We start from the raw sequence: 22,772 nt of genomic DNA, 5'->3' as shown, positions 1-22,772 counted from the left end.
CTCGCCGGCCGTTCGACCCGGCGAGGACCTCCCATGCCGTTCGCCCGCTTCTCCGCCAAGCTCCCGAAAATCCTGGCCGTCGCCACCCTCGGCCTCGGCGCCGCCCTCGGGCCGGCCTGCCGCAAGTCCACCGATGGCGACCCGCTCGCGAAGGTCATCCAGCACCACTCGAGGAAGACCCTGACGGCCTTCGGCTCCGAGGCGGAGCTGTCCAAGTTCTTGAAGGACATGGCCAAGGCGCGAAAGGCGCAGGCCCACACCGCGCAGCCGGGCTCCGCCTACGCCGGCGCCGAAGCCGAGGCCCCCGCCGCGCAAGCGGCCCCCGCACCCGAGCCCAGCGCCGCGGCAGACACCGCGTCGTCTGCCAAGAGCGACGAGTCGGTCACGAACACCCAGCACGCCGGGGTGGACGAGGGCGGCATCGTGAAGCTGCACGGCGATCACCTGGTGGTGCTGCGGCGCGGCCGGCTGTTCACGGTCCGCACTTCGGACCTGACGCCGGTCTCGGCGGTGGACGCCTTCGCGCCGGACATCGACCCAGGCGGCACCTGGTACGACGAGATGCTGATCGGCGCGAACACCGTCGTGGTGGTCGGCTACAGCTACGACCGCGGCGGAACGGAGCTCGGTCTGTTCGACATCAGCGACTCCGGGCGGCTGAAGTATCGCGCAACCTATCACCTGCGCTCGAACGACTATTACTCCTCGCGCAACTACGCGAGCCGCCTGATCGGCGACAAGCTGATCTTCTACACCCCGCTCTACTTGTCCGTCGGCGACGAGGATCCGTTCCGCTCCTTCCCTGCCCTGCGCAAGTGGAAGAAGGGGGTGAAGGACACCGACTTCCAGCGCATCGCCTCGGCGACGCGCATCTACCGGCCGATCCAGAAGGCTTCGTCGCTCACGCTGCACACCGTCACGGTCTGCGATCTCGGCAAACGCGAGCTCTCGTGCGACGCCACGGCGGTGCTCGGCCCGGCGGGGCGCGTGTTCTACGTGTCCCCCGGCTCGGTGTTCGTCTGGGTCACCGACTACGAACAGCTCGACGACCGCTCACTGCCGCGCTCGTTCGTGTACCGAATGCCGCTCGACGGCTCGAGCCCGTCGGCGCTCCAGACCGCGGGTAGCCCGGTCGATCAGTTCTCGTTCTTGGAAGACACCGAGGGTTTTCTGAACGTGCTGGTACGCGCCGAGGCTGCGGGCGACGGCATGTGGAACGCGGAGGTCAGCGGCGGCGACATCGCCTTGATGCGCGTGCGCCTCACGAGCTTCTCCGACGGCGCGGACAAAGTCCCCGCCTCGCACTACCGCCAGCTGCCCAAGCCCGCCGGCTACACCTTCCAGAACCGCTTCGTCGGCAAATACGTGCTCTACGGCACGGGCAGCGGCTGGGGCGCGCCCGAGGAGAAGGAGCGCGGCGGTCTGGTCGCCTACCGCTACTCCGGCGGCGCCGAGCCCGCGAAGCTCCCGCTCACCCACGGCGTCGATCGCATCGAGGCGCTGGGCGCCGACGCGCTGGTCGTCGGCACCGACGGCAAGGACCTGCACTTCTCACCCATCGCCCTCGGCCAGCGCCCGAGCGTGGCCCAGCGCTACACGCGCAAGAACGCCTCACAGGGCGAGCTCCGGAGCCACGGCTTCTTCTACAAGCCGCTCGACGAAAAATCGGGGCTGATCGGCCTGCCCGTGGCCGAGGCCGGCCGCCCCGGCTACGAGCACCTGTTCCAGAATTCGGCGTCGGTGCTGTTCCTACGCAACGACCTCTTGCGGTTCACCGAGCTCGGCACGCTGGGCGCTCGGCCCGAAGGCAGCGCCGACGACGGCTGCCGCGCCTCCTGCGTGGACTGGTACGGCAACGCGCGCCCGCTGTTCTTCAAGGGTCGCCTGTTCGCCCTGCTCGGCTACGAGATCGTCGAAGGCGAGCTCGACGGCAGCCGCATCAAGGAGACCCGGCGGGTGAGCTTCGCGCCCCGGCGTGCGCAGATCGCGCGCTAGCCGCTTCGCTTGGCGGCTCTCCTTCGTTATGCTCCGCCCAGAGGGGCAGCATGGCCGTCAACGTGGATCAGGAGAACCTGGAGGCCGTCGAGGCATGGAATACCGTGCTGTTCGACAAGTTCGTGCGCTTCCGCGAGCTCTTGACCCGGGGGCTCGGGTCCCACGGAGACGCCGTGCTCGAGCGCCATCCGCCGCGGGTCGGCTCGCGGGTGCTGGACGTCGGCTGCGGCTTCGGCGACACGACGCAGGTCATCGCGCGGCAAGTCGGCCCGAGCGGCGAAGCCGTGGGTGTGGACGCCGCCGAGCGCTTCATCGAGGGCGCGCGGAAAGAGGCGGAGGGCGCGGGCGTGAAGAACGCGCGCTTCCTGGTGGCGGACGTGCAGGCATCCGATCTGGGCGGCCCCTACGATCAGGCGTTCGCGCGCTTCGGCACGATGTTCTTCGCCAGCCCCGTGGCGGCGTTCCGCAACATCCGGCGTTCGCTCGCCCCCGGCGGGCTGCTCAGCATGGTGGTCTGGCGGCGCAAGGTGGACAACCCCTTCTTCTACGACGTCGAGCAGCGTTTGCTCGAGCTCATCCCGCACCCCGACAAGGGCGATCAGGTCACCTGCGGTCCGGGTCCGTTCTCGATGGCGGAGCCGAACGTCGTCAGCGCCGAGCTCGAGGCGGCGGGCTTCGATCGCATGACGTTCGAGCGCTTCGACTCCGAGATCTCGATCGGCAAGGACCTGGACCACGCCCTCGAGTTCGCCATGGCCCTGGGTCCCGCCGGCGAGATCCTGCGGCTCGCAGGCGCGGAAGGCGAGCGTCGCCGGCCGGAGGTGGAGCAGGCCCTGAGAGAAGTGCTGGCACCGCTCGCGCGCCCGGACGGCGTGTTCGGACGCTCGAGCAGCTGGCTGGTTTCGGCGCGAGCACGTTGAGGGCTACGGAGGCAGACAGGTCCGACGCACCTCGTTGCCCTTGAGCTCCACGTACGAGGTCTGCTTGGGCATCTTGGTCTTGGTGACGAAGGTGAAGGGCATGGTCAGCCGCTTCAGGTCCGGGCTGAAGCCGAAGGAGCTGAACTGCACCGGGTTCGGACCGATGTGGATCTCCGTGGTGCCGGCCGGAGGCGCGCCGAACTTGCCGCACAGGGAGCCGGTGCAGGTGATCTTGCCGTCCACACGGTAGCCGCGCACGGGTGTGCTCCAGACGAGCTCCTGGTTGTTCATCACCCCGGAGGCAGCGACACCTTTGTCGTCCGGTGTGGCGCGAGTCTTGGTGTCGTTCTCGACCACGGTGTTCCAGAACAGCGTGCGCGTCTTGACCGTGAAGTGATCGCGCATCTCGTAGCGTCGCATCTGGACCGCGCCGCCGGGGCTCCCGCCGCGGTCCCCGAAGCGCAGGACCGTACGTCCGGGGCCTATCCGTACGACCCCGTCACCCTGACCGAGCGGGGTGTCGGTCAGCTTCAGGTTCGCGCGCAGGGCGTACTCGATCTCCCACGAGCCGCAGGGCGGAGCTGCCGCGCCGGGCAGCGTCGCCACGGCGCCCGCGGCGACCAGGAGCGCGGCGAGGGTGATGCGGGCCATGACGGGTGCTGACGCATCGCGCGTGCCACGCCGCGAAAGCCGGGAGTTTGCAGCGGCCGAGCGCGCAGGATCTGCGAAGAGTGCTCGGGCATCGGCAGGCGGCGCGCCCTTTTGTCAGCCTAATACACGAAGGCGTCGTTGCCCTCGGTGACCGTGACCATCACGATGGTGTCGGCCCGGGTGGACGCCGGAACGAGCGGGTAGGCCTGCGCCAGGGCGTCCCGGTGCTGCTTGTCCCAGGCCAGAATGTGCAGGATCTGCTTCTTCCAGGCGTCGATCGGCTTCACGTTCTGGTTGCTGAGCAGGATGTCGCCGAGCTTCTTGTCGAGCAGGTCCTGGGCAACGCTCACCGTGTACGGCGTGCCGGGCGGATAGATGAACGCACGGGTGACGCTGACGCCGAGCTTGTAGCCGTCGATCTCGACCAAGAGGTCCGTCTTCTTGCCACCCGTGTCCACGTACTCGACCTCCGCCTCGGTCTTGAGCAAGGTGGCGAGCTCGCAGCGGTACAGCACCTCGTAACTGAAGATCTCGGAGTGGAGCGAGCTGCCGCCGAGGTTGCCGGCGTCGAAGATCTTCTTCCCTCCGGGTGAGAGCGCGGTGTCGTCGAAGGTGGCGGTGCCGAAGTCGAGCGAATTGTCGAAGCTGAACGCGCTTGCGGAGAGGATCTCCGTGGCGTCGACCGGGCCGCAGTCGCCGAGGATGCTGCCGAAGCCGGGCAGCGGCAGCGTGCCCGCGTCACCGGCGTCCGTGGCGCCCGCGCCCGCGCTGCCACCCGCGCCCGCGCTGCCACCGGCGCCCGCGCTGCCACCCGCCCCGCCGCTGCCACTTGCGCCAGCGCTGCCCCCCGCCCCGGCGCTGCCACTTGCGCCAGCGCCGCCACCTGCGCCCGCGCTACCCCCTGCGCCGCCGCCCACCGCAGCCGCTCCTCCTCCACCGCCACCGCCTGGCGTGCTGTCGGGGTCCGAGCTCTGACCGCAGGCGCTCGCCAGGACCACACACAGGAACGCCGCACGGAGCCGCATCGGCGACCATCATCCGTCAGCCCACCGAGCGCCGCAATCCGGACCGCGCACGCGCTGCGCGCGCGTCGTCCCTGACGCACCGCGAGATGCGCTTTGTCACGTGCGTCGGACCGGACCCGTGGCAGTCTCCCGAAAATGACGACCGACCTCACTCAGTTCGTCCGTCCCGTCGAAGGCGCGCCGCGTGTCTCCAGCATGGCCGCGGGCATCGTCGGGTCGGAGATCCTGAAGATCGCGGCCGACATCCGCGCCCTCGTGGCCAAGGGGCAGAAGATCTGCAACCTGACCGTCGGCGACTTCGATCCGAAGCAGTTCCAGATCCCAGAGGCGCTCCAGAAGGGCATCGTCGCCGCCTACGACGCGCACGAGACCAACTACCCGCCGTCGAACGGCATGCCCGAGCTGCGCGCCGCCGTGCAGCGCTTCTACGAGCGCGAGCTCGGGCTGAAGGTGCCCGTCGAGTCGATCCTGATCTGCGGCGGAGCGCGCCCCGTCATCTACGGCGTGTACCGCACGCTGGTCGATCCCGGGGACGTGGTCGTGTTCCCGCTGCCGAGCTGGAACAACAACCACTACATCCACATGGCCGGCGCCCGTGGCGTGCCGGTGAAGTGCGGTCCGGAGACGCGCTTCCTGCCGACCCGCGAGAGCATCCTGGCGAGCCTGGGCGAGGCGCGCTTGCTGTGCCTCAACTCGCCGCTGAACCCCACCGGCACCGCGATGAGCCACGAGATGCTCGCCGGCATCTCCGAGGCGATTTTGACCGAGAACCACGCGCGCGAGCGGAGCGGGAAGCGTCCCGTCTTCCTGATGTACGACCAGATTTACTGGATGCTCACCGCGGACGGCACGAGCCACGTCTCGCCGCCGGGCATCCTGCCGGAGATGGCCCGCTACACCATCTTCGTGGACGGCATCAGCAAGGCCTTCGCCGCTACCGGCGTGCGCGTGGGCTGGGCGGTGGGCCCGGTGGACGTCATCGACCGCATGAGCTCCATCCTGGGGCACGTCGGGGCCTGGGCGCCGCGCGCCGAGCAGGTCGCGACGGCCAAGCTCCTGGATGACTCGGCCGGCATCCACGCCTACGTGGGCGAGCTCAAGCGCGGCATCGTCAGCCGACTCTCGGCGCTGCACGAAGGCTTCCAAGCCCTGAAGGCCCAGGGCCTGCCGGTGGACAGCTTGTCGCCGGAAGGAGCCATCTACCTCACGGTGCGCGTGGCCCCGTTCGGCAAGAAGACGACGGACGGCAAGCTCGTCGGCAGCAACGAGGACGTGCGCAAGCTCCTGCTCGACCGTGCGGGCGTCGGCGTGGTGCCGTTCCAGGCATTCGGCTACCCGGACGACGACGGCTGGTTCCGGCTCAGCGTGGGCGCCGCGTCGCTGCGCGACATCCAGGACGCGCTGCCGCGCATCGGCGAGGCGCTGCGCGGTCTGTCCTAGCCGCGCTGTGGGATGGCCTCCCACACCCACCCAGTCTTTTTCGTCCGAACCTTGGCCCGGCCCGGCGATCTCGGCTTTTTGTCGCGCGGGGCGTCCCATGGACGAACAGAACTTCTACTTCGAGCCGGAGCTCGACAGCGGCGTTTACCCGAGCGCGGCCGAGTCCGGCCTGCTCGCCCTCGCCGAGCGGGCCCGGTACACGGTCGGCAGCGAGGTCGGCGCAGTCCTCGACCTGACCGGCAAGGTCGCCAAGCTGGCCGTCGCGGGCTCTCCGGTCGAGCTCGGCGACGTGAAGGAAGCCGTGCTGATGGCCTGGCTCCAGGAAGTGGACGCCATGGTGGTGCGCCCCACTCCACCCAAGCTGGCCCTGGCGTTCGGCTGCCACGAGCTCCTGGTCGTGCCGATCCAATCCCCCGCGGGCCTGGTCGGCGTGGCGGCGGTCTCCCTGCCCTGCGGCGTGCGGCGTGCGGCGCAGCTGCTCGAGCGGCTCGCCGCCGAGTGGGCGCTCACCTTGGAGGCCGAGGAGCGCCGCTCGTCCCAAGTCCTACCGGCACGCGCCGAGGCCGACACGACGCCGGCGCCTCCCGCTCCCGAGCTCGACATCGAGTACGCCGTCGTACACGCCGGGCGATGGTGATCACTCGACGGACAGTCGATAGACGGGCGCGTCCGCCGGCGCGACGGTGAGCGTGACGCGCTGGTGGTTCGGCACCGTGATGCCGCCTTGCACCAGCGTGAACGGGCCGCTCTCGGCGTCCGCGCGCTCGATCTGGTAGCTCTTCGCCGGATCGAGGTGCGTGGTCTGGATGCTCAGGGTGCCGCCGGCGTAGCTGACGATCTCCGCCCCCCAAGGTCGCGCCAAGGGCTCGCCGACGAACAGGCCCTCGCCGGGCGCGGCGACGCTCTTCCAGTAGGCCTCGAGCAGCGTCTCCCCGCGGTAGTAGCGCGGCACGACGACGCGGGGATCCGGGAACTTGCTCTGGTAGTTGCAGGGCTCGACCACGGTGCCGAAGCTGCCGGTGACTCCGACCTCGATCCACTTCGCGATGCTCATCTGCCCGCTGGTCGGCACCTGCCCGCCGTAGCTCGTCAGGTGATCGGCGATGGCGCCCGGGCGATAACCGTTGGTCTCGATCTTCGGCACGCTGGCCAGGCCGGTGAAGTAGAAGAGCACGTCCTTCTGGCTCTCGATCTCGTTGGAGCCGGTGCCCTTCGAGTTGTCCACGTACGTGAGCTTCATCACGCTCGGATCGGTCCACTCCGAGGTGAGCGTCACGAAGGCCGGCCAGCGTACGCTGCGCGCCGTGTCGGTGGTCCTGATCAGCCAGCCCTCGCCGGTCGGGAAGGTATCGTCCGCGGCGACTCCGCGGTCGACCAGCGCCTTGGCCGTCGCGGCGTCCTTGCCGACCAGCATCATCGTCGGCCGAATGCCGTGGTCGGTGAAGGGGGCCGTGGTGTCGGAGTCGTGGCTGGCCACGCTGGCCGTGGGTCCGCAGGCGCCGCCGGTGGTGTTGCAGTACTTGTTGTCGAAAGCCGAGCGCGAACGCACTGGTCGTGCTCATACAGGCGACTCGGTACGGCTTGGTCCAGGTCACGACCAACCCCTGGATCTTGGGTCCCAGCGCCGCGTCCACCGAGGCCCTCGCCGTGGCGAAATCGGCCTCGCTCATCACGTCGTTCACCGGGAACGTCAGCTTCACCACGTTTGCCGCCGGGATCTTGCGGGCGGCGACGTAGTAGTCGGCGACCTCCTTGGACTGAGGGTCGGCGTCGTTGACGAGCACGCCGAGCTCTGCCGCGGAGAGCCCGGTCTTCGGCAGCATCACCTTGGGCGTGCTGGCTTCGCTCGCTGCCTCTTCGCCCGCGTCGGCCGCGTCGGTCGTCGCCTCGGTGGCGACGTCCGGCGAGGCGTCACTGCCGGCGTCCGGGATCGCGCTCGAGGCGGCGTCCTCCGAGCTGCACGCCGTGGGTGCGAGCCACAGACAGAGAAGAGCGAGGCCCCGCGCGCGCGTCACGCTCCGGAAAATAGCACGGCGGCAGCCCTTTTGTCGGCGAACGCCCGTTCTGACGGCCAGCCGAGCATTCCCCTCGCACATCGCCTGCCGATGAGTATGCTCCCGCCCCCTGAACGGGCCACCGGGCCCGAAGAGAACGAGGTACGCGGTGCTGGTCCGAGAAGTGATGACGCGCAAGGTGTTGACGGCGGGAGCCGACTGGACGCTGGCGGAGCTGAAGACGTTCCTGCTCGAGCACGGCATCAGCGGGGCCCCCGTGGTCGATCAGACCGGCAAGCTGGTGGGCGTGGTCTCTGCCACCGACGTCTTGCGCTCCGAGGACACGAGCGAGACCACCGAGGGCGGATACTTCGCCACCTCGCTCGACCGACCCCTGGGCGAAGAGGAGCTGCGCACGCTGATGGTCGAAGGCGGACCGACCCAGGTGGTGGGTGACGTGATGACCCCGGTGGTCTTCCAGGCCGCGGCCGACACGCCGGTGGACGAGGCGGCGGACACCATGGTGCGCGGCCGCATCCACCGCATCGTGGTCACCGAGCACGGCGCCGTCGTGGGCATCGTCACCGCGCTCGACCTGGTGCGGGCGCTGCGCGACGTGTTGCGCGAAAACCGCTAGCCAGATGGCGTCGGGCAAGCGTCCCACCGCGGTCCTGATTGCGGTCAAGCTCCCCGACGTGAGCGAGGCGGAGCTCGACGCGAGCCTCTCCGAGCTCAGACGGCTGGTCAAGACGCTGGGCTACGACGTCATCGATCGCGTGACGCAGACGCGCGACAATCTCGCTCCCGCCGCCGTGCTCGGCGAGGGCAAGCTCGCCGAGCTGGCCGAGCTCACGGGCGGCAGCGGCAAGAGCAGCCTACCCCTGCCGATCAAGAAGAAGAGCAAGGCGCGACGGGGCTGGGAGCAGGGAGACGAGGCGGCCGAGCCAGAGGGCGAGGAAGAGCCCTCGGAGGCCGCGATCGACCTGGTCGCGGTCGATCACGACATCTCGCCCAGCCAAGCCCGCAATCTGGAGCGCGCGACCGGCACGACCGTGCTCGATCGCACCGGGGTGATCATCGAGATCTTCCATCGCCACGCCAAGAGCCGGGAGGCGCGCCTGCAGGTGGAGATCGCGCGCCTGACGTACACGGCGCCGCGCCTGCGCGAGTCACCGGGTGGCAAGGAGCGCCAGGCCGGGCGCGGCGCCGGCGAGGCCGCCCTGGAGCTGGACCGGCGCAAGATCCGCGACCGCATCGCCGAGCTCAGGACGGAGCTCGCCTCGATCCAGCGGGAGCAGGGCGTGCGACGCGCTCACCGCCGTGAAGCGCGGCGCGTTGCCCTCGTCGGCTACACCAACGCCGGCAAGAGCTCGCTGATGCGCGCGCTCACCGCGAGCCAAGTCTACGTCGAGGACAAGCTCTTCGCGACGCTCGACACGACGGTGCGGGCCCTCCAGCCGGAGGCGAAGCCGCGCATCTTGGTCAGCGACACCGTCGGCTTCATCAAGAAGCTGCCCCACGACCTGGTTGCCAGCTTCAAGTCCACGCTCGACGAAGCCCTGGAGGCGTCGCTCCTGCTCCACGTCGTGGACGCCGCGGATCCGAGCTGGGAGAGCCAGCTCGAGGTGACGCGGAGCGTGCTGGCGGAGATCGGCGCGGAGGGTCTGCCCGCGCGCCTGGTCATGAACAAGATCGACAAGCTCGCGACCGAGGAGCTGGCCGAGCTCCGGGCGCGCCTGCCGGACGCTTGGTTCGTGTCGGCCCACGCTCCGGCCGACGTCGCCCAGCTGCGCGACCAGATCATCGCCTTCTTCGAGGCGAGCTACCTGGAGGCCGAGCTGTTCGTGCCGTGGGGCAAACAGCGGCTGGTGTCCGAGATGCACGACTCGGGGCGCGTGCTCGAGGAGCGCTACGGCGAAGACGGCGTCAGCGTGCGCCTGCGCACCGACGAACAGACGCTGGCGCGGCTCAGAGACGAGCTGGGCGCTCAGCCTTCGTGACGCAGCAGCGTGGCAACTTTGCCGGGCTCGGCGGTCCACTCCTCGCCGTGCGCCGAGTCGGCGTGCGCCCCGTCGTGACGTTCGGGCTTGTCGCAGCGGAGCTCGGTGCGACTCTGCGCCACGTTGGTGGTCGTCCCCGTCACGCTGCGCGTCACGATCAGGACTGCTTTGGCTCCGCAGGTCACGGCGCGGTTCCCATACTCCCGCGAGCGGCGCGGGAAAACCCCAATCTGGCGGGAGCCTGGCTTGACCTCTCGGCCCCGTGGAACGACGATGGCGAGAAGCTCTCTTGCTGGCCTCGGTCATCATCGTCGAGTACGCGACCAGGCGGTTTCTGCCCGCTTGCCTGACCGCCCTGGAGCACAGCCGACTTCCGCGCGACGCGTTCGAGGTGCTCGTGGTGGACAACGCGTCGCCCACTCCGGTCGCCGACCTGGCCGCCGGGTTCCCCAACGTGCGCTTCCTGACCTCGCGCCGGAACCTGGGCTTCGCCGGGGGCAACGCTCTCGGTCTCGAGCACGCCCGCGGCCAGCACGTCGCCCTGCTGAACCCCGACGCCGTCCCCACCCCCGGCTGGCTCGGCGCCGTGCTGGCTCCGCTCGCCGAGCCGAGCGTGGGGATCGTGGGCTCGAAGCTCCTGCACCCGGGCACCGAGGTCCTTCAGCACGCGGGCGGCGTGCTCCACCCGAATGCCCTGAGCAGCCACTTCGGGCGCGGCGAGACCGATCTGGGCCAGTGGGATCGGCAGCGCGACGTGGAGTACGTGTGCGGCGCCGCCATCGCGCTCAGCCGCGCCGTGATCGAGCGCGTCGGGTTCCTGTCACCGGCCTACTTCCCCGCCTATTACGAGGAGACCGAGCTCTGCGTGCGGGCGCGCAAGGCGGGCTTTCGGGTCGTGTACGCCCCGAGCGCAGTCGCCTACCACCACGAAGGCGTGGCGAGCGGCTCCGCAGCGACGCGCAAGTACCTGGAGCGCTTCCACGAGAGCCGCGTGCGCTTCGTGCTCAGGAACTACTCGAGGGCCGAGCTCGTCCGGCGCTTCGTTCCCGCCGAGCTCGGCTGGCTCTACCGCCACTGCCCGCCCGCCGAGCGGCGCATCTGCGCGCGAGCCTACGTCGGGGCCTGGCGCACGGCCTGGGACGGGCGCCGCGGCACTCCAATGGCTGGCGACGTCGTGTCGGACAGCTTCCGAAAGGACCGAGCGTGAGTCGCGTCGTCGTCTTCGGGCACGGCCCGATGCGCTGGGAGACCAGCAATCGCCTGTTCGCGCTCGCGCTCCGGACCTGGCACTTCGCCAGCATCCTGGCCCGCGGCGGGCACGACGTGTTGCTCTTCGCCATTCGCGGGCACGCCTTCGAGGGCTGGCCGCACGACAAGGTCGCGCGCGTGCAGCGCGGGCGGGTCTGCGTCTGGTCGGTGTCCGAGCACCTGTGTCACGAGCGCGGCGACTTCATTCGGGAGCGCATCGACGCCTTCGCCCCGGACTGCCTGGTCGGCGTGAACCGCGACCCCGCCGCCATCGCCGTCAACTTCGCCGAGCAGAGGCCGTTTTGGGCGGACATCAACGGCGACCCGATGGCGGAGGCACAGGTCAAGGCCGCGAGCCTCGGCGCCGACTGGAACATCAACGAGTGGTACCGGACGCTGGTGCCGGTGCTGGCGCGCGCGGATCGCTTCTCCACCTGCTCGCGCGCCCAGCGCCACGCGCTGATCGCGCAGCTCGGCATGCTGGGCCGGCTCACCGCCAAGAACGACGGCTACGACTTCGTGAGCGCCATCCCGAACTCGATCGACGACGAGGAGCTGGAGCTCCTGGGTCGGCTGCCGCGCGTCCCGCGAAGTCCCGGCGAGCCCTTCACCGTGCTCTGGAGCGGCGGCTACAATACCTGGACGGAGCCGGACGTCTTGTTCGAGGCCCTGGAGCTCGCGATGGACGACGCCCCGGAGCTTCGTTTCGTCTCGACCGGCGGTGGCATCGCCGGGCACCACATCGACGCCTACCAGCGCTTCGAGACGCGTGTGGCCCGCTCGCGTCACAAGAAGCGCTACGAGCTCGCGGGCTGGGTCCAGACCGCCGAGCTGCCCGCGTATTACGCGGGAGCACACGCGGCGATCCTGGTGGACCGCTTCTCGTACGAGGGCACCTTGGGCGCCCGCACGCGAATGCTCGACTGGCTCGCTGCCGGGCTGCCCATCGTGAGCACGCGTCTGTCGGAGATCAGCCTGGACGTCGAGCGCGCCGGCGCGGCCATCCTGGCGGAGTGCGGCGACGCCCGCGGCCTGGCCGAGGGCTTGCTCGAGCTCTGCCGAGATCCCGCCGCGGCGCGCACCCGCGGCGAGCGAGGGCGGGAATTCGCCCATGAGGTATGCCGGGCCGAGCGCCAGCTCGAGCCGCTCACCGCCTGGGCCAGCGCCCCGACGCGCCCACCGGATCTCGAGCACCGGGTGGCGCTCGACTGGCGCCCGGGTCTCGCGGTGGCGGCCAGAAAACAAGCGACGCTGGTGCGCAGCGAGCTCCGGCAGCACGGCGCAGGTGCCACGCTGGGCAAGGCGGGCCGCCTGGGCCTGCGCAAGCTGCGCCATGGGGCGGAGCGCGTCGCCAATCGGCTGGGCCTGGTCGAGACCAGCGAGCTCGGCGCCGAGGCGGACGCGCTCGAGGCGCCGCCGCTCGAAGCGCCGCGCCTGGCGGCGTTCCAGTGGCGCGAGCGCCTCGCCGCGCTGGCTCCACGCCCGGAGGTCGCGATCGCGCTCTTGGTGGACGCCTCCACCGAGCTGCACGTGCTCGACTGGACGCTCAAACAGCTGGAGCTCCAGTACCTGGAGGGCTGGAAGCTCGTCGTCGCCAGCCTGGGTGCGCTCGACCAGCCGCTCGAGGCGCTGCTCGAGGCCGCGACGGTGCGACTGGGCACGCGGCGAGCCGAGCTGGTGCGAGCGGACCGGGTGGACCTCGGCGAGCACCGCAGGCTGCGCAACGCCGACCACGTGCTGCTGCTCGGAGCCGGCACGCTGCTGCGCCCCGATGCCCTGGCGGAGCTGGTCAGCACGGCACGGGCGGAGAGCGCCGACGTGGTGTACGGACGGGAGCGCATCGTCGGAGCGAGCGGCGTCCCGGCACCCGCGCGCGAGAAGCCGGGTTTCTCTCCGGACCTCTTGCTCTGCCGCCCTTACCTGGGCCCGGCGGTGTTGTACTCCGGGCAGGTCTTCGCGCTGTCGCCAGAGCACGCGCGGGACTGGCCCGTCGACGCGCTGCTCTACGACTGTGCGCTTCGCGCGAGCGAACGCGCGAGCAAGGTGGTGCACGTTCCGCACGTGGTTTGTCAGGTTTGGGAGCGCCCCCTCTCCGAAGCGGAGCTGGTGGAAAGGACCCGCCGCCGGCACGCCGCGGAGCTCGCCGCCGCTCGCGACGCGCTGTTCCGGCGGCGCGTCGACGCCAGCGTGGAGCCGGGTGTCTCGCCAGGCTCCCTCCGCGTCCGCTGCCCGGTACCAGAGGGCAACACGCTGGTCGTGGTTCCGGAGTCTGCCTCTCGCCGCTCGCTGGAGCGGGCGCTGCGCTCGCTCCGCCGTCACACCAAGAGGCCGGGAGTCGAGATCGTCTCGCTCCGGAGCCCGGCAGACCTCCGCTCGCTCGAGCCTGAGGCGCGCTGGCTGGTCTGGGTCGAGCCCACGCTCGAGGCCCTGCACGACGACTGGCTCGAGTGTCTCCTCGGGGAGCTCGCCTATCCGGGCACCGTCGCCGTCTCGCCCAGGCTGGTGAACGAGAGTGGAGCCTCGCTGTATGCGGGGGATGGCTCGGGCACCGCTGCCGACGACTACTACTGGGACGTGGCGCGACGCATCGCCGCGCCACACGCCTCGTGCTTCGCCGCGACCCGCGCCGCCTTGGCCGACGTCGAGCTCCCGTTCGAGCCGAGCGCGCTCCGGGACGTGCTCGAGTCGCGCGCACGAGCCTGGACCGAGCGCGGCCAGGGCGTCCGCTACACGCCGCACACGGCGTTCTGCCTGCACAACGACAGCGGCGGCGACAAGCCGGCGGCGCGCTCGACGCGGCGCTCCGCGGAGACGCGCAACGCCGCGCGCAAGGCCTAGGGAGGTGTCCCTGATTCGCGCTCCGCTGGCGGTCGCTAACGCCACGCGACGCTTCCGTTCGGTCGAAACGGCGGGCGCCGGTCCACCCCGTCGGCCCGTCGGGTATCGCGCAGCGCGTCCGGCCGGCATTCGCACTCGCCTCTCAGTGGCGGACCGTGATCTGATCATGGCCAGACCGCTCGAGTGATCCCGGGGCTCGGCTGACCGCCGAGCGGCTCGTATCGAGCTGCTATTTCGCCCGCCGAACTAGGGACACCCCCTAGAACAGCTCCAGGCGCCGGCCCGCGCGCAGCTCCGCCAGTGGGTACAGGGTCCCGCGCCAGACCACGCCACCCCGCCAGTGGGTCAGGATCGCCGAGCGGACCGAGAAGGCCACCAGCGCCAGCGCGCCGACCCACGGAAGCAGCGCGCTCGGGACATCGCGCTTACCGGCGCGCGCGACCAGGACCTGGCTCAGCGTCGTGGCGGCGAGCACGGCGAGAGCGCCGAGCCTCACCGGGAGCGAGGGCCAGCACAGCATCAGGAGCGGTCCGACCTCCAGGCCGAGGAGCAGGCCGACGGTCAGGAGCAGCCGCAGCGGATTCAGACCGCCGAACACGGCGTAGCCGTTCTTCTCCAGGCCCCGCATCATCTCGCCCACGGAGCGGTAGAAGTGCAACCTCACACCGTGCGCTCCGTCGAAGATCGCCGAGCGCGCGCCGGAGCGTTTCATCATCTGGCCCAAGGCGACGTCGTCGGCGATCTCCATGCGCAGCCACTCGAAGCCCGGTGAGCGATCGAACGCGCTCAGCTTGGCCAGGTTGAACACGCCACCGCCGACTGCCACGCGCGACTTCGGATCCGAGATCTTGTACAGGCGTCCCCCCACCACCAGCATCCGCATGAAGCACGCCAGGATCGCGTCGAGCGCGAAGGACGAGGACAGGAGCTTCGGCGCGATGGTCACGAACTCGAGCTCTCGGCGCAGCACCTCGGACAAGACCTTGCGCAAGAGGTCGGCGTCGAAATGCACGTCCGCGTCGCTGAACAGGAGCCACTCACCCGTGGCGTGACGGCGGCCCATCTCGAGCGCGTGCACCTTGCCGAGCCAACCGGCAGGCAGCTCCTTCACGTGGACGACCCGGAGCCGAGCGTCGCTCGCGGCCAGTCGATCGGCGATCTCGGAGGTGCCGTCGCTCGAGCGGTCGTCCACCAGCACGACCTCCAGGTTCGGATAGTCGCTGGTGAGCTTGGCGAGCGTGGCCTCTTCGATGCTCTCGGCCTCGTTGCAGGCGGCGACGATCAGGCTCACCCGCGGCCAACTCTCGCGCGGCGGAACGCTCTCGGGCAGCTTCACCATGGCGCCGAGGCCGCGCACGGCCGAATACAGGTTGAAAGCGGCGCTGGCAGCGGCGATCCCCAGCGCGATCCAGATCGCGTCGGCGGGAGTCACTCGCGGTCCAATCCGAGCAGCGCCCGCGTGTACGTCCACTCCTCGACGCGCTGGCCCGCGGCGCCTTCGATCCGCACCTGCACGCCCCCCGGCACCTTGCGATAGCTCACGCGCTTGGGAAAGTCGTGGTCCGGGTTCTCGAACACGAACGCGTCGTCGGGGCCAGGCACGCGGCGAAACTCCGTCGCCACCCCGCCCATCGGCTGCGCCACGTAGAAGACCCCGTCCGGCCTCGCCTCGATGCGCAACAGCTCGAAGAACGTGGTCTTGCCGTCACGCACGCTGCGACCCGAGCCGATCAAGCTCGCACCGTCGGGGGCACTCCACACCTCCTCCACACGCGTGCCATCCGCGCGCTTCGTTTGCCAGGCGCCCGCCAACCAGCCGAGCCCTGCCAGGGCATCCGTCACGGGGGCGTCCGCGCGCTCGGAGCCGAGCACGCTTCGGACGAGCGGGAATCGCTCGTTGGGAATGGTGAGGGACAGGTTGTATTGCACGATCAACCAGCATCCGTCGCGCAGCGCCAGCACGCCGCTGCCGCGGGCAGGCCCGAGCCTCTCGGTCCAGAGCTCCTCGTCGAACCAAGCCGTGACACCGTCGGGTGCGAACGCCACGGCGCGCTTCACGGCACGGAAGGTCCAGGCCTTGCCCTTGGCGAAGTGCGGCTTCGCGTAGCGACGAAACGCTGCCTTGGTCCAGCGCTCTCTGGCATCGGTGCCTAGGAACACGGCGTCCTCGGCGAACAACGCGAAGTAACGCTCTTCGTCGGCCGCCGCGGCATTTGCGTGGAGCTCGTCCAGGACGGAGGCGACGCCCGCGGGCGCCCGAGCCGGTGACGCAGCACAGGCCGAGATCACGGCCCCGAGTAGAAGCCCACGTCGCATGGCCCGGATGGTCACCCACTGAACGCGGCGCGTCGAGCCAGAGAGATCGTTGCCGTGGCGCCGGCGCCCCGTTAGTCTTGCAGGGGTTGGCAAAGCCTCGCTCCCATTCACTCTTGGTAGTCCAAGCGACGCTGGTCGCGCTCGCGGCGTGCACCGCCGTCCGCGATCTCGATCAGTACGAGTCGGGCACAGGGGCGGCGGCAGGCAGCAGCGCTGGCGGTGCCAGCGGCGCGACCGGCGGCGCCTCTGGAGCTGGAGCATCAGCCGCGGGAGGCGTGTCCGGAGGAGGAGGCGCCGCGGGGAACGGCGGCTCACCCGGCGGCGGCGGCTCACCCGGCGGCGGCGGCTCACCCGGCGGCGGCGGCTCACCCAGCGGCGGCGGTGCACCCAGCGGCGGCGGTGCACCCAGCGGCGGCGGTGCACCCGGCGGCGGCGGTGCACCCAGCGGCGGCGGTGCACCCAGCGGCGGCGGCGGCGCGACCTGCAATCCGCCCTGCTCGGGCACGAACGACATCTGCAAGCCCAGCACGCTGACCTGCGTCGAGTGTCTGAGCAACGCGGACTGCCCCAGCAACAACCCGGTTTGCTACAACCAGACCAGCTGCGAGGACTGCGTCACCAACTCGGATTGCAAGAGCTCGTCGGCGCCTTATTGCCGCAGCTCGGACCACAACTGCGTACAGTGCCTGACCAGCTCGAACTGCACCTCCACCTCGGCGCCTCACTGCAACAGCAACAACAACTGCGTGCAGTGCACCCAGAGCTCCCACTGCGGTGGATCGACGCCCTACTGCAGCAACAGCACCTGTGTGCAGTGCACCTCGAGCTCACAGTGCCCCACGACGCATTCGTGCCACTCGGTTCAGCGCAAGTGCCTGCCCAAGTGCACGTCGAGCGCCGACTGCACCGGTACGCCCTCGACCCCGCACTGCGAGACCGGCATCAGCATGTGCGTGCAGTGCCTGAGCAGCTCGCACTGCTCCGGCGGGCAGTACTGCAGCTCTTCGTCGGACACCTGCCAGGGCAACTGAGCTCAGGTCAGCCCAGTCCCTCGAATATCCCGCCCAGGATCTCGAACACGCCGCCGGCGACCTCGGCGGCTCCGCCCGCGAGATCGGCCGCGTCCGCGGCGTCACCGATGGCGGCGCCCGCCTCGAACGCCGCGCTGCCGCCTTCGATGGCGATGTCCGCGACGTCTTCGGCGTCGAGGTTCTGCGCGTAGCGTTCGACCTGGCTCTCTTGCGAAGCCATCATGGCTGCGCCGGCGACCGCGGTGCCGGCGACGGCTGCCCCCGCGACGGCGGCGCCGCCGACTCCGCTGCCGTGGCGTCCGTACGCGCGGGCCGTCGCGTAGGCCTCCGCGACGCGGCGGAGCTCGTCCTTGTCGAACCAGGTGCCGTGGGCCGAGCAGTAGTCGATCTCGACCCCGGTCTGGCCGACGACCGTGCGCGCGAGCGCGCTCTTGCAGGTCGGGCAAACCAGGCCACCGCGCGTGTCCACGGCGCTCGCGGTGCGTGCCCCGACCTCGGCGTGACCGAGGGTGTCCGAGCAGAGCACTTGCGTCATGCGCGTGGCCGCGGCGTGATCGAGCCAGACGCCCCCGCAACTCCCGCAGGCGTGCCCCGCACCGGCGGGCAACGCGCGGCCCCAGAGGATCCCTCCGCAACGAGGACAGTGCGCCGGACTCGAGCTCATGTTCCTCCCGCCATGTGCTCCGACTTTCGCACGGGCACCGGGATTCGCGCTAGCCTCCGGGCGTGAAGTTGCCGCTGTCCGCCAGGGGCGCGCTCGTCGCCGCGAAGATCCCGCTTTACCGCGCGTTCCGCCGCTACGGCGAGCCGCGGCTGCCGCCTCTGGCCATGAGCTTCGTGGTCACCGATCGCTGCAACTCGCTGTGCAAGACCTGCAACATCGGCCGGCGCTTCATCGAGGACCCCAGCGTCGCCGAGGGCGAGCTGACGCTGGAGGAGTACACGCGCGTGTTCTCCAGCCTGGCTCGCCCGATGTGGGTCACCTTCAGCGGCGGCGAGCCCTTCATGCGCGCCGACTTCCCCGAGATCGTCGCGCGGCTCGCCGAGCTGGTGCGCCCGGCCGTGATCAACATCCCGACCAACGCCACGCTGGTGCGCGGAACTACCCGCGGGGTGGAGAAGATCCTCGGCCGCCTCGGGGAGACCCGCCTGGTGGTGAACGTCTCGCTGGACGGGGTCGGCGAGGAGCACGACCGAGTGCGGGGCTTCGACGGCAACTTCGCCCTGGCCGAGCGCACCTTGGCCGAGCTCCGTGCCCTCGACGACCCGCGCCTGACCCTCGGGGTCAACACAGTGCTCTCTCGCTTCAACATCGAGCACGCCGACGAGCTCTTCGACTACGTGCTGGGCGTGGTGCGCCCCGACTCGTACGTGGTCGAGCTCGCGCAGATCCGTCCCGAGTATCACAACCAGGACGACGTCATCGCCCCAGATCCGGTCCTGGCCTCGCGCGCCATCGACTCGTTCCTCGCCAAGTCGGAGAAGCACGCCCGGCGCGGCGTCTCGCGCCTGGTCGAGGCGTTCCGGCAGAAGTACTACGCCGACGTGAAACGCGAGCTTCGAAGCCCCGTCGGGCACGAGTGTTACTCCGCCTTCGCCACTTGCTCGGTGACGGCGCACGGGCAGGTCTGGTCCAACACCCAGCGCGCCGATCCCATGGGCGATCTGCGCGACTTCGACCTCGACTTCCGCGCGCTCTGGCGCTCGCGGCAGGCCGAGCAGGCCCGGGCGAAGATCCGCGCCGAGCGCTGCCACTGCGAGACCTCGAACGTCGCCTACAGCAACACGCTGATGAACCCCCGCGCGCTGCCCGAAGTGCTCTACCACTTCGTGGGCAGCGCCCTCCACTGAGCGCGAGAATGGCCACGGACCGCGTGCTCGTGACCGGCGCGACCGGCTTCGTCGGACGCCACGTGGTCGGCGTGCTGCAAGCCCGCGGCTACTCCGTGCGGGCGCTCGTGCACCAGAGCCGGGAGCTGCCGCCGGGGGTCGAGAGCGTGGCTCGGGACCTCGCTCGCCCGAGCGACCTCGGGGAGGTCGTCGCCGGCTGCGCCGGGATCGTGCACGCCGCCGCGCTGCTCGACCCCATCACGGATCCGGAGGCCGCCGAGCGCGTGAACCACCTGGCCACGCTCGAGCTGGCCCAGGCCGCTGCGGCGGCCGGCGCCCGCGCCTTCGTGTACGTCTCGACGCAAGCCGCCATCGGCTACCATCCCGGCGCCGGCTTGCTCGGGCCCGACTCGCCCTGCGCGCCGACCACCGTTTACGGCAAGAGCAAGCTCGCCGCCGAGCGCGCGCTCGCCGCCGCGTCGCTCGGCGCGCTGCGCAGCGTGATCCTGCGCCCGCCGACGGTGTACGGCCCCGGCGAACGCCGGAACTTCCTGGCGCTGACGCGCGCCGTGGACAGCGGGGTATTCGCGGTGCCCGGGCGCGGCGACAACCGCATGAGCACTTGCTGGGTCGGGAACCTGGCGGACGCCTGTGCCTGGGCCCTCGAGACCAAGCCCGTCCGCGGCGTCGTGCACGTCGCCGACGATCCGGTGCTGTCGTTCCGGCAGCTGGTCGAGACGCTGGCCTGGGCCCTCGGGCGCTCGCTCTCGCCGCTGCCCTTCCCGCTGCCCGTGGCGCAGGCGCTCGGGCTCGTCGCCGAGGGCGCGTTCGGGCTCGCCGGCAAGGACCCGCCGCTCAGCCGCGCGCGCCTCCGGACCCTGACCGCGGACTCGGCCCTCGACACCTCGGAGACCCGGCGCCTGGGCTTCGCCCCCCGCGTCCGCTTCTCCGACGGCGTGTCGCGCACGGTGGCCTGGTACCGTGACGAAGGTCTGCTCCGACCGCGATGAAACGTCCCCGCGAACAGAAGGCCCGCACCTCGACGGTCGCGGCGATCGTGGTCGGCATCTCGCTGGCGGTGTACCTGCGTTCCCTCGACTTCGAGTTCACCTACGACGATCACCACCACTTCGTCCGAAACCCCTTCGTCCAGGATCTCGGGAACCTCTCCCGGCTCTTGCCCTGGCGCTTCTTCGACCAGGAATTCCCCGACCAAGCGCGACCGGTGCTGGTGCTCACGCACTTCCTCGATCGATGGCTCGGCGGCAGCTCGGCGGTGTGCCACTTGCAGAGCGCGCTCTGGCACGCAGCCACGGCGGGGTTGGTGTTCGCGCTCGGCCGCTCGCTCGGCTTCGCGTTGCGCACGGCGGGGCTCGCCGGCGTGCTGTTCGGGCTGCACCCGGCGCTGGTCGAGGCGGTCGCCGGCATCAGCAACCGCGAAGACGTGCTGGCCGCGTTCTTCGGACTGTCCGCCCTTCTGGCAACGCGCCAAGTCTTCGCCGGCAAGCTCGGCGCGCTCGGGCTCGTGGCCGTTCTGTTCGCCGCGGCGCTGCTGTCGAAGGAGAGCGCGCTCGCGATCCCGCTCTTGTGTCTCACGCTGGCGCTGTGCTCGCCGCGGTTCCGGCCCCGCGAGCGGCCGCGCCGAGCTTGGCTCGCGCTGGGCTTGGCCTTCGGCCTGGTCACGGCGGGTTGGGCCGCGTTCCAGCTGCGGCTCGGCTATCCGTCGCTCCTGCCCGCCGCGGGCGGGACCGGGCTCGAGCGCGCCGCGGTCGTGCTGCCGCTCCGGACGCTGGTGGCTTGGCAAGCGCCCCCGGCGAGCGAACCCCGAGCGCCCGAGCCCGGCGCGCGGCGCCGCCCGCAGGGCGAGATCGCGCTCGCCGATGCGCCGGCGCTCCAGGCGTTCCGCGCCTGGCAGCTGGTGGTGCCCTGGCCCACGGCGCCGGAGTACGACCTCGCGCCCTTCCGTACTCCGTGGGCCCGCCTGCTCGGCACGCTCGCGCTCGCCCTGCTCGCGGCTGCGCTCTGGCGCGACCTGCGCGCGCGCGGCCGCGTCGCCCTCGGCATCGCCTGGTTCTTCGCCGCCAGCGTGCCGATCGCCGTGCCAACGCTGCTCTTGAACCCGCTCGCCGACCGCTACCTGTACCTGCCGGCGGTCGGCGCCGCGCTCACCCTCGCGTGGCTCATCGCCGAGCGCGTGCCGGACGCGCTGTCGCGCCCGGCGATGCTGGGCACCGGCCTCGCGTTCTTCGCGCTCACCTCTGCAAACATGTTGCGCTTCCGGGACGACGTGGCCCTCTTCAGCGCCGCGACCGAGAGCGCGCCGCGCTCTGCGCGCGCCCAGCAGAACCTGGGCAGCGCGCTCTTGCGCAAGGAGCGCATTGCCGACGCGCGGCTGGCCCTACAGAAGGCGGTCGAGCTCGATCCGAACCTGCTCGCGGCCCGGGTCAACCTGGGTCTGCTCGAAGAAGCCCGCGGCGATCCCGCTGCCGCGCTCGGCCACTACCAGAAGGCCGTGGAGCTGCCGAGGGTGGTGGCCGAGCAGAAGCTCGCGGGCCGGGCCTGCGAGCGGCTGGGCGCCCTCGGCATGTTGCGCGGCCAGCGCGACGTGGTCGCGCGTCAGCTCGCGCTCGAACGCGAGCGCGACGCGAGCTCGCCCTGCGCGCGGGCCCTCGAGCAGAGCCTCAGATCTCGCTGAGCGGCTCGACCGCATCGCCGACCGCGAGCTGCCCCGGGCCGTCCGGGATCACGTTCACCCCGAACATCACCTTGCCGTCCTGCTTGCGGTAGCTCGCGAGCGTGGCGAGCGGCTCCTTGCCGAGCTCGCCGGTATCCGGATCGCGCGTGGTGATCAGACAGCGCGAGCAGGGCTTCACGGCGCGGAACGTCATCGCCCCCACACGAAGGCGCCGCCAGCCGTCCTCCGCGTGCGGCGAGGCCCCGGTCACCACCAGGTTCGGACGGAAGCGCCGCATCTCGACGGGTCGCCCGAGGCGCCGCGCGAGCTCCTCGAGCGAGCCTTCCGAGATCAGGAGCAGCGGGAAGCCATCGGCGAACCCCACCTCGTCCTCGGCCTGGCCGTAGCGCGGATCGACCGGCCGTCGCACGTCGGGCGGCATGTAGACCAGCCGCACCGGCCGGCCGAGGAACCGGCTGAACCAAGCGCTCGCTTCGGGCTGCACCAGGCCCTCGGTGTCGTCGTCCCAGACCCGCACGCGGATGCGCTCTCCCGCCGTCGGCTCTGCCGACAGCGCGAGCGGCGGCTGCCCTTCCGCAGTCACCCGGACGACACCCTCCGCCACGCCGAGCCGGGACAGCGCCAGGCGTCCTTCCTCGCGCTGCGTGACGAAGCTCCCTTGCTCGTCCACCAGCATGAAGCGCCGGTCGCGCTCGAGCCCACGCCGCTCGACCCGAGCGCGGCCGAGCTCCACGCCGCCGCAGGACTTGATCGGGTAGACGACGAGACCGGAGACGCGCACGCCCCGAG

At 70.8% G+C, this 22,772-nt stretch carries 20 protein-coding genes and 1 pseudogene; 13 read left to right on the top strand and 8 right to left on the bottom strand.

The genetic code is table 11. The annotated features are described in order from the left end of the window. The first annotated feature begins 33 nt into the window (after positions 1-33). Positions 34-1,995, top strand: a complete 1,962-nt coding sequence (locus HS104_38570; GenBank protein MBE7485864.1) for a beta-propeller domain-containing protein — start codon at positions 34-36, stop codon at positions 1,993-1,995. Positions 1,996-2,045: 50 nt separating this feature from the next. Continuing rightward, entirely contained in the window at positions 2,046-2,915 is an 870-nt protein-coding gene (locus tag HS104_38565) for a class I SAM-dependent methyltransferase (GenBank protein MBE7485863.1), read from the top strand. A 3-nt stretch (positions 2,916-2,918) separates the two neighbouring features. On the opposite strand, the gene HS104_38560 is transcribed toward HS104_38565, so the two are convergent. After that, complete coding sequence (locus tag HS104_38560) at positions 2,919-3,566, bottom strand: hypothetical protein (protein ID MBE7485862.1); 648 nt, start codon at positions 3,564-3,566, stop codon at positions 2,919-2,921. A 755-nt stretch (positions 3,567-4,321) separates the two neighbouring features. Then, positions 4,322-4,513, bottom strand: a pseudogene (locus HS104_38555) (peptidoglycan-binding protein). 273 nt (positions 4,514-4,786) lie between these two features. On the opposite strand from HS104_38555, the gene HS104_38550 reads away from it, so the two are divergent. Together HS104_38550 and HS104_38545 are read left to right on the top strand one after the other, a co-directional pair. Further along, positions 4,787-6,031 carry an aminotransferase class I/II-fold pyridoxal phosphate-dependent enzyme gene (locus HS104_38550; GenBank protein MBE7485861.1) on the top strand — a complete coding sequence of 415 codons (1,245 nt, stop codon included), beginning with the start codon at positions 4,787-4,789 and terminating at the stop codon, positions 6,029-6,031. Between the two features lie 97 nt (positions 6,032-6,128). Beyond that, positions 6,129-6,668 carry a hypothetical protein gene (locus HS104_38545; GenBank protein MBE7485860.1) on the top strand — a complete coding sequence of 180 codons (540 nt, stop codon included), beginning with the start codon at positions 6,129-6,131 and terminating at the stop codon, positions 6,666-6,668. On the opposite strand, the gene HS104_38540 is transcribed toward HS104_38545, so the two are convergent. Further along, entirely contained in the window at positions 6,669-7,580 is a 912-nt protein-coding gene (locus HS104_38540) for a TIGR03790 family protein (protein ID MBE7485859.1), read from the bottom strand. A gap of 5 nt (positions 7,581-7,585) precedes the next feature. Here HS104_38540 and HS104_38535 point away from each other — a divergent pair, with 5 nt between their 5' ends. The 3 genes from HS104_38535 to hflX all read left to right on the top strand — a co-directional run bounded on the left by HS104_38535 (position 7,586) and on the right by hflX (position 10,025). After that, positions 7,586-7,768 carry a hypothetical protein gene (locus HS104_38535; GenBank protein ID MBE7485858.1) on the top strand — a complete coding sequence of 61 codons (183 nt, stop codon included), beginning with the start codon at positions 7,586-7,588 and terminating at the stop codon, positions 7,766-7,768. A 444-nt stretch (positions 7,769-8,212) separates the two neighbouring features. After that, positions 8,213-8,662, top strand: a complete 450-nt coding sequence (locus HS104_38530) for a CBS domain-containing protein (GenBank protein MBE7485857.1) — start codon at positions 8,213-8,215, stop codon at positions 8,660-8,662. A 4-nt stretch (positions 8,663-8,666) separates the two neighbouring features. Further along, a complete protein-coding gene (hflX, locus tag HS104_38525; GenBank protein MBE7485856.1) occupies positions 8,667-10,025 on the top strand; it encodes a GTPase HflX in 1,359 nt (452 codons plus the stop codon). On the opposite strand, the gene HS104_38520 is transcribed toward hflX, so the two are convergent. Next, the gene (locus HS104_38520) at positions 10,013-10,210 is read right to left on the bottom strand and encodes a hypothetical protein (protein ID MBE7485855.1); all 198 of its coding nucleotides are present in this window, start codon (positions 10,208-10,210) and stop codon (positions 10,013-10,015) included. The genes hflX and HS104_38520 overlap by 13 nt on opposite strands. Positions 10,211-10,287: 77 nt before the next feature. Between HS104_38520 and HS104_38515 the strand changes: the two genes are divergently transcribed. Beyond that, positions 10,288-11,232 carry a glycosyltransferase family 2 protein gene (locus HS104_38515; GenBank protein ID MBE7485854.1) on the top strand — a complete coding sequence of 315 codons (945 nt, stop codon included), beginning with the start codon at positions 10,288-10,290 and terminating at the stop codon, positions 11,230-11,232. Further along, on the top strand, positions 11,229-14,111 hold the full coding sequence (locus tag HS104_38510) for a glycosyltransferase (GenBank protein ID MBE7485853.1): 2,883 nt from the start codon (positions 11,229-11,231) through the stop codon (positions 14,109-14,111). The genes HS104_38515 and HS104_38510 overlap by 4 nt, the downstream gene beginning before the upstream one ends. Positions 14,112-14,370: 259 nt before the next feature. On the opposite strand, the gene HS104_38505 is transcribed toward HS104_38510, so the two are convergent. Together HS104_38505 and HS104_38500 are read right to left on the bottom strand one after the other, a co-directional pair. Further along, on the bottom strand, positions 14,371-15,543 hold the full coding sequence (locus HS104_38505; protein ID MBE7485852.1) for a glycosyltransferase: 1,173 nt from the start codon (positions 15,541-15,543) through the stop codon (positions 14,371-14,373). Continuing rightward, positions 15,540-16,427 (bottom strand): nuclear transport factor 2 family protein, encoded by an 888-nt coding sequence (locus tag HS104_38500; protein MBE7485851.1) that lies wholly within the window; start codon positions 16,425-16,427, stop codon positions 15,540-15,542. The genes HS104_38505 and HS104_38500 overlap by 4 nt, the downstream gene beginning before the upstream one ends. 113 nt (positions 16,428-16,540) lie before the next feature. On the opposite strand from HS104_38500, the gene HS104_38495 reads away from it, so the two are divergent. Continuing rightward, the gene (locus tag HS104_38495; GenBank protein MBE7485850.1) at positions 16,541-17,458 is read left to right on the top strand and encodes a hypothetical protein; all 918 of its coding nucleotides are present in this window, start codon (positions 16,541-16,543) and stop codon (positions 17,456-17,458) included. A gap of 7 nt (positions 17,459-17,465) precedes the next feature. Here the strand turns inward: HS104_38495 and HS104_38490 are convergent, their stop codons facing one another. Next, the gene (locus HS104_38490; GenBank protein ID MBE7485849.1) at positions 17,466-18,122 is read right to left on the bottom strand and encodes a zf-TFIIB domain-containing protein; all 657 of its coding nucleotides are present in this window, start codon (positions 18,120-18,122) and stop codon (positions 17,466-17,468) included. Positions 18,123-18,184: 62 nt separating this feature from the next. Between HS104_38490 and HS104_38485 the strand changes: the two genes are divergently transcribed. The 3 genes from HS104_38485 to HS104_38475 are packed head-to-tail and all read left to right on the top strand — an operon-like array spanning position 18,185 to position 21,983. Continuing rightward, positions 18,185-19,309 carry a radical SAM protein gene (locus HS104_38485; protein ID MBE7485848.1) on the top strand — a complete coding sequence of 375 codons (1,125 nt, stop codon included), beginning with the start codon at positions 18,185-18,187 and terminating at the stop codon, positions 19,307-19,309. A gap of 8 nt (positions 19,310-19,317) precedes the next feature. Beyond that, entirely contained in the window at positions 19,318-20,298 is a 981-nt protein-coding gene (locus HS104_38480; GenBank protein ID MBE7485847.1) for an NAD-dependent epimerase/dehydratase family protein, read from the top strand. After that, positions 20,295-21,983, top strand: coding sequence for a hypothetical protein (locus HS104_38475; GenBank protein ID MBE7485846.1), 1,689 nt, complete (start codon positions 20,295-20,297; stop codon positions 21,981-21,983). The genes HS104_38480 and HS104_38475 overlap by 4 nt, the downstream gene beginning before the upstream one ends. Here HS104_38475 and HS104_38470 read toward each other — a convergent pair. Then, complete coding sequence (locus tag HS104_38470; protein MBE7485845.1) at positions 21,970-22,764, bottom strand: MOSC domain-containing protein; 795 nt, start codon at positions 22,762-22,764, stop codon at positions 21,970-21,972. The genes HS104_38475 and HS104_38470 overlap by 14 nt on opposite strands. Between the last annotated feature and the right edge of the window lie 8 nt (positions 22,765-22,772).

Source organism: Polyangiaceae bacterium (genome assembly GCA_015075635.1).
Taxonomy (GTDB): domain Bacteria; phylum Myxococcota_A; class Polyangia; order Polyangiales; family Polyangiaceae; genus JADJKB01.
Note: the sequence above shows the minus strand (reverse complement) of the source record. Positions and strands in the feature narration are given on the sequence as shown.